Source organism: Pseudomonas sp. TR47, assembly GCF_044143025.1.
Taxonomy (GTDB): domain Bacteria; phylum Pseudomonadota; class Gammaproteobacteria; order Pseudomonadales; family Pseudomonadaceae; genus Aquipseudomonas; species Aquipseudomonas putida_E.
The window spans coordinates 58,878-70,742 of the sequence record NZ_JBHFCS010000014.1 but is presented as its reverse complement, the minus strand read 5'-3'; the positions used below and the strand labels follow the sequence as shown (position 1 = coordinate 70,742).

11 protein-coding genes are annotated in these 11,865 nt (G+C 61.4%); 2 read left to right on the top strand and 9 right to left on the bottom strand.

Annotation, left to right across the window (positions count from 1 at the left end; translation table 11 throughout):
* Nucleotides 1–144: 144 nt before the first annotated feature.
* The 3 genes from ACEWE8_RS15960 to gcl form a co-directional block, all read right to left on the bottom strand.
* Nucleotides 145–1,038 (bottom strand): 2-hydroxy-3-oxopropionate reductase, encoded by an 894-nt coding sequence (locus tag ACEWE8_RS15960; protein ID WP_039603965.1) that lies wholly within the window; start codon nt 1,036–1,038, stop codon nt 145–147.
* A gap of 180 nt (nt 1,039–1,218) precedes the next feature.
* The gene (hyi, locus tag ACEWE8_RS15955; RefSeq protein ID WP_046785314.1) at nt 1,219–2,001 is read right to left on the bottom strand and encodes a hydroxypyruvate isomerase; all 783 of its coding nucleotides are present in this window, start codon (nt 1,999–2,001) and stop codon (nt 1,219–1,221) included.
* 68 nt (nt 2,002–2,069) lie between these two features.
* A complete protein-coding gene (gene gcl, locus ACEWE8_RS15950) occupies nt 2,070–3,845 on the bottom strand; it encodes a glyoxylate carboligase (protein ID WP_046785313.1) in 1,776 nt (591 codons plus the stop codon).
* A 256-nt stretch (nt 3,846–4,101) separates the two neighbouring features.
* Between gcl and ACEWE8_RS15945 the strand changes: the two genes are divergently transcribed.
* Nucleotides 4,102–4,542 (top strand): heme-binding protein, encoded by a 441-nt coding sequence (locus ACEWE8_RS15945; protein ID WP_012315453.1) that lies wholly within the window; start codon nt 4,102–4,104, stop codon nt 4,540–4,542.
* 105 nt (nt 4,543–4,647) lie between these two features.
* Here the strand turns inward: ACEWE8_RS15945 and ACEWE8_RS15940 are convergent, their stop codons facing one another.
* Nucleotides 4,648–5,259 (bottom strand): TetR/AcrR family transcriptional regulator, encoded by a 612-nt coding sequence (locus ACEWE8_RS15940; protein WP_039604598.1) that lies wholly within the window; start codon nt 5,257–5,259, stop codon nt 4,648–4,650.
* Between the two features lie 132 nt (nt 5,260–5,391).
* Here ACEWE8_RS15940 and ACEWE8_RS15935 point away from each other — a divergent pair, with 132 nt between their 5' ends.
* On the top strand, nt 5,392–6,306 hold the full coding sequence (locus ACEWE8_RS15935; protein ID WP_046785312.1) for a DUF808 domain-containing protein: 915 nt from the start codon (nt 5,392–5,394) through the stop codon (nt 6,304–6,306).
* A 99-nt stretch (nt 6,307–6,405) separates the two neighbouring features.
* Here the strand turns inward: ACEWE8_RS15935 and ACEWE8_RS15930 are convergent, their stop codons facing one another.
* From ACEWE8_RS15930 to ACEWE8_RS15910, 5 genes are all read right to left on the bottom strand, one after another.
* A complete protein-coding gene (locus tag ACEWE8_RS15930) occupies nt 6,406–7,188 on the bottom strand; it encodes an outer membrane protein OmpK (RefSeq protein ID WP_039601601.1) in 783 nt (260 codons plus the stop codon).
* Nucleotides 7,189–7,541: 353 nt separating this feature from the next.
* The gene (locus ACEWE8_RS15925; RefSeq protein WP_012315449.1) at nt 7,542–8,327 is read right to left on the bottom strand and encodes an outer membrane protein OmpK; all 786 of its coding nucleotides are present in this window, start codon (nt 8,325–8,327) and stop codon (nt 7,542–7,544) included.
* A 141-nt stretch (nt 8,328–8,468) separates the two neighbouring features.
* Complete coding sequence (locus tag ACEWE8_RS15920) at nt 8,469–9,824, bottom strand: nucleobase:cation symporter-2 family protein (protein WP_039601600.1); 1,356 nt, start codon at nt 9,822–9,824, stop codon at nt 8,469–8,471.
* 158 nt (nt 9,825–9,982) lie between these two features.
* Entirely contained in the window at nt 9,983–11,311 is a 1,329-nt protein-coding gene (locus tag ACEWE8_RS15915) for a urate hydroxylase PuuD (RefSeq protein ID WP_046785311.1), read from the bottom strand.
* A 43-nt stretch (nt 11,312–11,354) separates the two neighbouring features.
* Nucleotides 11,355–11,858 (bottom strand): ureidoglycolate lyase, encoded by a 504-nt coding sequence (locus ACEWE8_RS15910; RefSeq protein WP_012315446.1) that lies wholly within the window; start codon nt 11,856–11,858, stop codon nt 11,355–11,357.
* Nucleotides 11,859–11,865 lie beyond the last annotated feature (7 nt).

The following is an 11,865-nucleotide window of genomic DNA, read 5'->3' as shown; positions in this document are numbered from 1 at the left end:
TTCTGCAGAATCGAAAACGCCCCTGGAACTGCCTCCGTGCAGGCCGAACCAGGGGCGGTCCCCAGAGCTGCAAGCTTCAAGCTACAAGCCGCAAGTAAAAGCAGACCTGCTTTTACTTGCCGCTTGAGGCTTACAGCTTGAAGCTTATTTCTCGCCGCGGATCGAGAAGTTGGCCATGTGCTCCAGGCCTTTGATCAGCGCCGAGTGGTCCCAGTTGCCGCCGCCCAGTGCCACGCAGGTGCTGAACACTTGCTGGGCGTTGGAGGTGTTGGGCAGGTTGATGCCCAGCTCCTTGGCGCCTTGCAGGGCCAGGTTCAGGTCTTTCTGGTGCAGGTTGATGCGGAAGCCTGGGTCGAAGGTACCTTTGATCATGCGCTCGGCATGCACTTCGAGGATCTTCGAGGAGGCGAAGCCGCCCATCAGCGCTTCGCGCACCTTGGCAGGGTCTGCACCGTTCTTGGCCGCGAACAGCAGAGCTTCGCTGACGGCCTGGATGTTCAGGGCGACGATGATCTGGTTGGCGACCTTGGCCGTCTGGCCGTCACCGTTGCCGCCGACGCGTGTGATGTTCTTGCCCATGGCTTCGAACAGCGGCAGGGCGCGTTCGAAGGCGTTCGGGCAGCCACCGACCATGATGCTCAGGGTCGCGGCCTTGGCACCGACTTCACCACCGGACACTGGTGCGTCGAGGTAGGCGGCACCGGTGGCCTTGATCTTCTCGGCAAAGGCCTTGGTGGCGGTCGGCGAGATCGAGCTCATGTCGATCACCACCTTGTTCGGGCCCACGCCTTCGGCGACACCGTTCTGGTCGAACAGTACGCTTTCGACCTGCGGGGTGTCCGGCACCATGACGATGATGAACTCGGCTTCCTGGGCAACCTCTTTCGGGTTGGCCAGCGCCACTGCGCCAGCGGCGATCAGGTCAGCCGGTGCGGCCTCGTGGTGGGTGGAAACGAAAATGCTGTGACCTGCTTTTTGCAGGTTCTGAGCCATGGGCTTGCCCATGATGCCGGTGCCGAGGAAACCGATTTTAGCCATGAGAAATTACCTCTTTTATATTTATGTGAGCAGGCGACTCGGCCCCCTGTAGGGGCGGCCTTGTGTCGCGAAGGGGCGCGCAGCGGCCCCTCGATCTCAGTTGCGCAGGCAATCTGCCGGGGCTGCTTTGCAGCCCTTCGCGACACAAGGCCGCTCCTACAGCAGGTTCTGCGAGCGTTCTTAGATTGCGTTGTGTGTCTTCAGCCAGCCCAGGCCTGCTTCGGTGGTAGTCAGCGGCTTGTACTCCGCGCCTACCCAACCCTGGTAACCGATGCGGTCCAGATGTTCGAACAGGAAGCGGTAGTTGATTTCGCCGGTACCCGGTTCGTTACGGCCCGGGTTGTCGGCCAGCTGGATGTGGTTGATCAGTTTCAGGTTGGCTTCCATGGTGCGAGCCAGGTCACCTTCCATGATCTGCATGTGGTAGATGTCGTACTGCAGGAACAGGTTGTCGCTGCCCACTTCGGCCTGGATTTCCAGGGCCTGCCGGGTGGTGTTCAGGTAGAAGCCTGGGATGTCGCGGGTGTTGATCATTTCCATGACCAGGCGAATGCCAGCGGCTTTGAGCTTGTCGGCGGCGTACTTCAGGTTGTCGACGAAAGTCTTGCGCACGTCGGCGCACTGCAGGCCTTGCGGGCGAATGCCGGCCAGGCAGTTGACCTGGGTGTTGCCCAGCACCTTGGCGTATTCGATGGCCTTGTCGACACCGGCGCGGAATTCTTCGACGCGGTCGGGATGGCAGGCGATTCCGCGCTCACCTTTGCCCCAATCACCGGCCGGCAGGTTGAACAGCACCTGGGTCAGGCCGTGGGCGTCGAGCTGCTGCTTGATTTCGGCAGCGCTGAAGTCGTACGGGAAGAGGTATTCGACGCCGCTGAAACCAGCATCGGCGGCAGCCTTGAAGCGGGCCAGGAAGTCCTGTTCGGTGAACAGCATGGACAGGTTGGCAGCGAAGCGAGGCATGATGTGTCTCCTTGCGATGAAGGCCCCCGGCGCCCCCAGTTAGGGCGCAGCACGGGGGCGTCAGGCGATCAGTCCAGCATCGAGATGGCGGTTGGCGCGTCGTTGCCGACCAGCGCCAGGTCTTCGAACTCGTTGACCGCGTTGATCTCGGTGCCCATGGAAATGTTGGTCACACGCTCCAGAATCACTTCCACCACGACCGGTACTCGGAACTCTTCGGCCATCTTCTGTGCCTTGAGCAGGGCCGGGGCGATCTCACCTGGCTCGAAGACACGGATGGCTTTGCAGCCCAGGCCTTCGACCACGGCGACGTGATCGACACCGTAGGTGGCGGCGTCGGTGGAGTTGATGTTCTCGAACGCCAGTTGTACACAGTAATCCATGTCGAAGCCACGCTGCGCCTGACGGATCAAGCCCAGGTAGGCGTTGTTCACCAGCACGTGTACGTACGGCAGGTTGAACTGCGCGCCCACGGCCAGCTCTTCGATCATGAACTGGAAGTCGTAGTCACCCGACAGTGCCACAACCTTGCGTTTCGGGTCGGCCTTGACCACACCCAGTGCCGCCGGGATGGTCCAGCCGAGCGGGCCGGCCTGGCCACAGTTGATCCAGTGACGTGGCTTGTACACGTGCAGGAACTGTGCACCGGCAATCTGCGACAGGCCAATGGTGCTGACGTAGCAGGTGTCCTTGCCGAACACCTGGTTCATCTCTTCGTAAACGCGCTGCGGCTTGACCGGCACGTTGTCGAAGTGAGTCTTGCGCTGCAGGCTCGATTTACGCTGCTGGCAGTCTTCCAGCCAGGCCTTGCGGCACTGCAGCTTGCCGGCGGCTTTCCACTCGCGGGCCACTTCGATGAACACGTCCAGCGCCAGGCCTGCGTCGGAAACGATACCCAGGTCCGGGGTGAACACGCGGCCGATCTGGGTGGGCTCGATGTCGACGTGAACGAACTTGCGGCCTTCGGTGTAAACGTCAACGGAACCGGTGTGGCGGTTGGCCCAACGGTTACCGATACCGAACACCAGGTCGGACTTGAGCAGGGTGGCGTTGCCGTAGCGGTGCGAGGTCTGCAGGCCGACCATGCCGACCATCTGGGCGTGGTCGTCCGGGATGGTGCCCCAGCCCATCAGGGTAGGGATCACGGGCACGCCGGTCAGTTCGGCGAACTCCACCAGCTTGTCGCTGGCGTCGGCGTTGATGATGCCGCCACCGGCCACCAGCAGCGGGCGCTCGGCGTCGTTGAGCAGGGCCAGGGCTTTTTCAGCCTGTACGCGAGTGGCGGACGGCTTGTTGACGGCCAGCGGCTCGTAGGCGTCGATGTCGAATTCGATTTCGGCCATCTGCACGTCGAACGGCAGGTCGATCAGCACAGGGCCTGGGCGGCCGGTACGCATTTCGTAGAAGGCTTTCTGGAAGGCATAAGGCACTTGGCCGGGTTCCAGAACGGTGGTCGCCCACTTGGTGACGGGCTTGACGATGCTGGTGATGTCGACAGCCTGGAAGTCTTCTTTGTGCAGACGGGCACGTGGCGCCTGGCCGGTGATGCAGAGAATCGGGATGGAGTCGGCCGATGCGCTGTACAGGCCGGTGACCATGTCGGTGCCGGCGGGGCCGGAGGTGCCGATGCACACGCCGATGTTGCCTGGGTTGGCGCGGGTGTAACCCTCGGCCATGTGCGAGGCGCCTTCAACGTGACGAGCGAGGACGTGATCGATGCCACCGACTTTTTTCAGGGCCGAGTACAACGGGTTGATGGCAGCCCCTGGGATGCCGAACGCGGTATCTACACCTTCACGGCGCATGACCAGAACGGCTGCATCGATTGCTCTCATTTTGCTCATGGGTTGTGCCTCATCGATTTTGTAATTGTATACAACTTGCTTTGTGCCAGAGTGTATTCACGGCTGGCGGTTCAGGTCAATGGGTTTTCATCGGGGGAGGTTGCTTTCGTCCGAGCGCCCATGAAAACGGCGATTTGCGTCATCGCATACGATCGTTTCAATTTATTGTATACAAAAGTGGTTGCAGTTGTGTTCTATTTGAGTGATCGATTTTCAACTGCCCTCGGGCTTCTCACAACAAGAAGAGGACCTTTCCATGAACGCTTTGAACCTGAAAGTCGCTGTCAGCCTGGTGAACGCGGCGCTGGCGGCGGGCCGCAAGATCAATGCTGCGCCGTTGACGGTGGTGGTGCTGGATGCCGGTGGGCATGTGCTGGCCCTGCAGCGCGAAGATGGCGCCAGCCTGATTCGCCCTGAGGTGGCCACGGGCAAGGCCTGGGGCGCGATTGCCCTGGGCAAGGGCTCGCGCTTGCTGGCGCTGGATGCGCAGCAGCGGCCGGCGTTTTTTGCCGCGTTGAATGGTGTGGGTGAGCGGCCGGTGGTGCCGGCGCCAGGTGGCGTGCTGATCCGCGATCAGGACGGCAAGGTGCTGGGTGCCGTAGGGATCAGCGGCGATACGTCGGATATCGACGAGCAGTGTGCGATCAGTGCGATCGAAGAGGCGGGGTTGACGGCGGATGCGGGTGTAGCTGCGTAAGGCTTTAAATTGCCGGGGCCGCGTTGCGGCCCTATCGCGACACGAGGCCGCTCCTACAGCGGCCTTGTGTCGCGACAGGGCTGCAGAGCAGCCCCACTGGCCTTGTCAGGCCGCCTCGGGCTCACAGCCTTTGAGCACCAGCCGAATGATGGTCTCGGCTGCTGCTTCGTAATCACTGTCGGCCAGCTTGGCCTTGCCGGTGATCACCGAAATCTGCCAATCGAAATCGGCATAGGTCTGAGTCGCCGCCCAGATGCTGAACATCAGGTGGTGCGCGTCGACCTTGGCAATCTGCCCGCGCTCGATCCAGCGCTCGATGCACTCGATGTTGTGGCGGGCCTGCTCGTTGAGCTGTTCCACCTGGTTGGGCGAAAGGTGCGGCGCACCGTGCATGATCTCGCTGGCGAACACCTTCGAGGCATGCGGCAGGTCGCGCGAAATGCGGATCTTCGAGCGGATGTAGGCACTCAGCACTTCCTTGGGGTCGCCGTCGGCATTGAACGGCGTGGACGCCTGCATGATCGGCGCGATGATGCTCTCCAGGACCTCGCGGTAGAGGTTGTCCTTGGACTTGAAGTAGTAATACACGTTCGGCTTGGGCAGGCCGGCCTTGGCCGCGATATCGCTGGTCTTGGTGGCGGCGAAGCCCTTGTCGGCGAATTCCTCGCTGGCCGCGCGCAGGATCAGTTCCTTGTTGCGCTCGCGAATGGTGCTCATGGTCAGGGATCTTCCTCGTGTCTGGCCACCTCTAAGAGGGATCGGGCATGGTAGCACCGGGCTCGAGGGGCGCTCAAGGCAGCGACTTTGGGCTAGACTCCGGCCCATTCATTTCACGGGAAACAGGCAGACATGGCAGGAAGCAGTTTACTGGTACTGATCGACGACATTGCCACGGTACTCGACGATGTCTCGTTGATGACCAAGGTGGCGGCGAAGAAAACCGCAGGTGTGCTGGGCGACGACCTGGCACTCAACGCCCAGCAGGTCACCGGTGTGCGCGCCGAGCGCGAGATCCCGGTGGTGTGGGCGGTGGCCAAGGGCTCGTTCGTCAACAAGGCGATCCTGGTGCCGGCGGCGCTGCTGATCAGCGCGTTCATCCCATGGGCGGTGACGCCGCTGCTGATGATCGGTGGCGCGTACCTGTGTTTCGAAGGCTTCGAAAAGCTGGCGCACAAGTTCTTGCACAGCAAGGAGGAGGATGCTGCCGAGCACAGTGCGCGCAGCGAAGCCGTTGCCGATGCGAACGTCGACCTGGTGGCCTTTGAGAAGACCAAGATCAAGGGGGCGGTGCGCACCGACTTCATCCTCTCGGCAGAAATCATCGCCATCACCTTGGGCACTGTGGCCGATGCGCCGCTGACTCAGCAGATCATCGTGCTGTCGGGCATTGCGATCGTCATGACCGTGGGTGTCTATGGGTTGGTGGGCGGTATCGTCAAGCTCGATGACCTGGGCTTGTGGATGACTCAGAAAGCCTCGAAAGCGGCCCAGGTGGTGGGCAACGGCATTCTGCGGGCGGCGCCCTACATGATGAAAAGCCTGTCGGTGATCGGGACTGCGGCGATGTTCCTGGTCGGTGGCGGGATTCTGGTACACGGTGTTGCGCCGCTGCATCACGCCATCGAGGCGTTCAGTGAAGGGCGGGGCGGGGCGCTTACTGGCGCGTTGCTCAATGGTGGGGTGGGGATTGTTGCGGGGGCCGTGGTGTTGGCGGTGGTCAGCGGATTTGGCAAGTTGTGGCGAGTGCTGCGCCCGGCTCGATGATGGTGAATTGGGCCGCCTTGCGGCCCTTCGCGACACAAGGCCGCTCGGCGATTGGAGCGGCCTTGTGTCGCGAAAGGGCTGCACAGCAGCCCCCCTGGATCAGAAGTGAACCTTGACCAGGAAGCTTGCAGTGTTCTGGTCGGTGGTGAACCCGTCGGAATCCTTGATGCCGTACTTGTTCTTCCAGTAGTCGTACTCAAAGCCCACATACAGCTGCTTCTCGCCCAGGTGCAACGCCTTGCCCAGGTCATATTTGACCTGCGGGTTGAAGTGCAGGTTGGCCTGATAGGTACCGCGGCGGTTCTCGTCGTTGTCGACCACCCAGTCCATGAAGCCGTCGATGAGGATGTCGGAGGAGCCCACAGGGATGGTGTACGACCATACCGGGGTGATCTGCCAGACGTTGTCACCGGCCCGGCTGCCGTCGGTGGTGCGCTGGTAGAAGTTCAGCTGGAAGTAGTCGAAGCCCGGGATGTCCAGGTCGAAGCCAGGGCCGATCAGGTAGGACTCGGTATCACCCTCGCCAAACTCATAGGTCATTGCCAGCAGCACGTCCTTGACCGGGCCGAATGCCAGCTTCTGGTCGAAGATCTTGCCGAACGACAGGCGCGGGCTGATTTCACCGTAGTAGGTGTTGTCGCCGTTACCCGAGTCCTTCTTGCCGTTGTAGAAGATCTTGTCGACGAAGACGAAGTTGTCGCCGTACTTCCAGCCATCGGCGTGCTCGAAGGTGACGGTTTGCTGGATCGCCGGGTTGACCTTGAAGTTCTTGCCCCACAGGTAGGTCAGGCTGTTGTTCTGCCACTGCAGCAGGTCATCGGCGTAGGTGGTGCCGCAGGCCAGCAGGCCGCCCGCGAGAATCAGGCTATTGATGGTACGCATTGCGAGTGTCGCTCCCTTGATTGGTCTGTTGTCAGCGCTCGGTATTGGCGCTTTTTTTGTCTTTTGAGTCAGCTTTTTTCGATTGGCCACAGTTGTTTGGCAAGAGCTGCGCCAACTTTCCGGATTGGCTACAACCTTCCTGCTCGACTCGTTCTGAACGGCTGAAAATGGGTATTTCCGGCTGGCAACGCGTTGGCCAACCGCCCGAATTCATTGACTGAGCGGTCAGTAAACGCGGGCAGGATCCATCCTGCCCTGTTCGAGGGGGCGCGCAGATTACTGGCTTGCGCGCCTGGCCTCAAGTGCTCCGTCCTGGAGCAGCGTGTATCAAACTTGGGCGTTTGATCAGGTTTTCAGAAATGTACCTTTATCAGGGCGCTGGCGACACTCTGGTTACTCTCCAGATTGCCGCGGCTGTCGATGCCGTACTTGTCCTTCCAGTAGCTGTACTCAAAGCCTACATACAGCTGTTTGGCGCCCAGGTTGAGCGCTTTGCCCAGGTCGTATTTGACCTGCGGGTTGAAGTGCAGGTTGGCGTGATAGGTGCCGCGGCTGTTCTGGTCGTTGTCGGGCACCCAGTCCATGTAGCCGTCGATCAGAATGTCCGACCTGCCCACGGGAATGGTGTACGACCAACCGGGGGTGATCTGCCAGACGTCGTCGCCAGGGCGGCCGCCTTCGGTGTTGCGCAGGTAGAAATTGAGGGTGAAATAGTTGAAGCCGGGAATGTTCAGGTCGAAACCGGGGCCGATCAGGTAGGCCTCGTTGTCGCCTTCGCCACGCTCGTAGGTCATTGCCAGCAGCACGTCCTTGATCGGGCCGAAGGCGAGCTTCTGGTCGAAGATCTTGCCGAACGACAGTCGCGGGCTGAACTCACCGTAGTAGGTGGTCACGCCTTTGCTGGCATCGGGCTTGCCGTTGTAGAAGATCTTGTCGACGAACAGGAAGGTGTCGCCGTACTTCCATTTGTTGGCGTGCTCGAACGTGATGGTCTGCTGAATGTCTGGGTTGACCTTGAAGTCCTTGCCATACAGATAGGTCAGGCTTTCGCCGTGCCACAGCAGCCATTCGCCTGCATGCGAGGGGAGGGTGGCCAGCAGGCTGCTGCCCAGCAACAGGGTTGATGCGATGCGCTTCATGTTGTGATTCCCGGACTTATTGTTTTTGTTGGCGGATTTTTTGGCGCGCAGGCGCCCCGGGCGGCCCATTCCGGCGGGCCGACGGTGTGGCAGTTACAACGGACAAGAGCAGGGGCGACGCACGGCGCCGCCCCGCTTGGCTCAATGCTGGTGACAGGCGTCGTTGTGCGCCGCGCGGTCGGCACCACCGAGGATGTTGAACAGCACGTTCAGCACCAAGGCACTGACCGTGGCCATGGCGATACCGCTGTGGGTGATGGGTTCCATCCACTGCGGCATCTGTGCGAAGAACTCCGGGCGGACCACCGGGATCAGGCCGAAGCCGACGCTGACCGCAACCAGCAGCTGGTTGCGGCGGTCGCCGATGTCTGCCTCCTGAAGGATCTTGATCCCGGTGGCGGTGACCATGCCGAACATGGCAATGGACGCACCACCCAGCACTGCAGGCGGAATCGAGGCGATCAGGTAAGCCGCCTTGGGCAGCAGGCTGAGCAGGATCAGCAGCGCGCCTGCCACCACGGTGACATAGCGGCAGCGTACCCCGGTCATCTGCACCAGGCCGATGTTCTGGGCGAACGAGGAGTGGGTGAAGGTGTTGAAGAACCCGGCGATGAACGACGCGCCGGCATCGCACAGCAGGCCCCGGCGCAGCATCCCTGGGGTGACTTCGCGATCGGTCACCTTGCCCAGGGCGAGGAACATGCCCGTGGACTCGACGAAGATGATCACCACCACCAGGCACATCGACAGGATCGGTGCCAGGCTGAAGGTCGGCATGCCGAAGTGCAGTGGCGTCACCACTTGCAGCCACGGTGCCTGGCTCAGGCCGGACAGGTCGACCATGCCGATGGAACCGGCCAGGATGTAACCCAGGCCCATGCCTACCAGCACCGACACGTTGACCCAGAAGCCACGCATGAAGCGGTTGATCAACAGGATCACGGCCAGCACCAGGCCTGCCACCATCAGGTAGATCGGCGAGCCGAAGGCTTCTGCCTCATGGCCGCCACCGGCCCAGTTGACTGCGACCGGGAACAGCGAGAGGCCGATCGAGGTGATCACGGTACCTGTGACCAGCGGCGGGAAGAAGCGTACGACCTTGGACATGAACGGCGCGATGAGCATGCCGAAGAACCCGGCGGCGATGGTTGCACCGAAGATCCCCTGCAGGCCTACGCCAGGCATGCCGGCCATGGCCACCATGCTGCCGACGGCAGCGAAACTGGCGCCCATCATCACCGGCATGCGGATCCCTACCGGGCCGATACCGAACGACTGGATGATGGTGGCTACGCCTGCGACCAGCAGGTCGGCGTTGATCAGGAAAGCGACTTCTTCACGGGACAATCCGGCTGCCTGGCCGATGATCAAAGGCACGGCAATCGCGCCTCCGTACATCAGCAGAACGTGTTGCAGGCCGACCAGGATCAGTTGGAACAGGGGCAGAGGTTCGCGCGGTGGCGCCACAGGAATGTACGCCTTGCGTGACTCGGACATGCAGCACCTCGAGTTTTGTTTTTATTCTCGGATCCAAGCGGCAAGCTCCAAGCGGCAAGCTTCAGGAAGAAGCTTGGTGATCCGCGTTGGAGCCTGACGCTCGATGCTTGCTTGTTACTTGGGACTTACAGCTTGAAGCTTGAAGCGTGCGGCTTCGATCAGTTGACCTGGGCGCCTTTGGCGATCCAGTCACCGACGAGCTTGCGCTCCTCGACGGTCATCTGGGTGATGTTGCCCAGCGGCATGATCTGGCTGGCGACCGCTTGCGCCTGAATGCGCGCGGCCTGGGCCTGGATCTGCTGCGGGGTGTCGAACACCACGCCGCCAGGGGCGGTGCTGAACAGCGGGCTGGTCGGTTTCGACGAGTGGCACACTGTGCAGCGTTCCTGGATGACGGTGTGGATCTTGTCGAAGGCGCCGCCACCGGCCTGCGCAGTCGCCTGGGCTGGGGCTTGAGCCGGTGCGGCAGGCGCTTGGGCCGCCTTGGCAGCGTCCTCGGCGCGCTGTTCGGCAGCGGTCTTGCCACCTACTGCCGTCGCTGGCAGTGGCTGGTACTCGACCTTCGCTGCGGCCTGCTCAGGGGCAACAGCCATCGGTTTCGGGCCGGTGACGTAAGCCAGGCAGATCATCGCCAGGGCGCCGGCCGGCAGGGTCCAGGCGTACTTGCTGCTGTCGTGGCGGGTGTTGAAGTAGTGGCGGATCAGTACCGCGGCTACGGCAATGCCGGCCAGGATCAGCCAGTTGTACTGGCTACCGTAGGTGCTCGGGAAGTGGTTGCTGATCATGATGAACAGCACCGGCAAGGTGAAGTAGTTGTTGTGACGCGAACGCAGCAGGCCTTTGGCCGGCAGGCGCGGGTCGGGGGTGGTGTTGTTCTCGATCGCTGCCACCAGCTGGCGCTGGGCCGGCATGATGATGCGGAACACGTTACCGACCATGATGGTGCCGATGATCGCGCCAGTGTGCAGGTACGCGCCACGGCCGCTGAACACCAGGCTGAAGCCCCAGCAGGCGGCGATGATCAGTACGAACAGCACGGCGCCAAGCAGTGCCGGGCGTTTGCCCAGTGGCGAATCGCAGAGCAGGTCGTAGATGAACCAGCCGGCCACCAGCGAACCGATACCGATGGCCACGCCCTCGGCACCGCTCAGGGTGCTGCCAGGGGCCAGCAGGTACAGGGTCGGGTTCCAGTAGAACACCACGCACAGCAGGGCGATACCGGACATCCAGGTGAAGTAGGCTTCCCATTTGAACCAGTGCAGGTTCTCGGGCATTTTCGGCGGCGCCAGCTTGTACTTCTCAAGGTGGTAGATACCACCGCCGTGGATGGCCCAAAGGTCACCCGACAGCCCGTCACGCGGATTGCTCCGGTTCAGGTTGTTTTCCAGCCAGACGAAGTAGAACGATGCACCGATCCAGGCCACGCCGGTGATCATGTGAACCCAGCGAATGCTCAGGTTCAGCCATTCGTGAAGGTGTGCTTCCACAGTATGTACCTCTGCCGATCACCGAACGATGATCGACCTTTTCTTATTGGTGGGGATTGAGGATCAGCATCTGTTCCTCGGTGAAGTAATGCTCATCGCAGTTGTTTCCGGAACCACTGCGATCAACCACCAGGAAATCATCCCGCTTTTCGATCGTAAGCACCGGGTGGTGCCAAACGCCGCGATGGTAATTGACGCCCTGCCTGCCATTACTGCGGAAGGCACGGACCAAGCCTGATACAGGTGCATCGCCAACGGGCGCGACCACGATCAGAAAGGGGTTGCCGAGCAGCGGGATGAAAGCCTGGCTGCCCAGCGGATGGCGTTCCAGCATGCGCACGGTCAGCGGCATGTCCAGCGCGTCGGCGCGGAAGATGCTGATGATCGCTTTGTCTTCAGGCTCGGCGGTCTCGACCGTGGCGAGCTTGTGGAAGCGCATGGTCGAGCCGTTGTTGATCATGAAGTGGTCACTGCCATCGGTTTCGATCACGTCACCGAAGGGGGCGAAGGCTTCTTTGGTCAGGGGCTCGATCATCAGGGTGCGCATGCGGTTA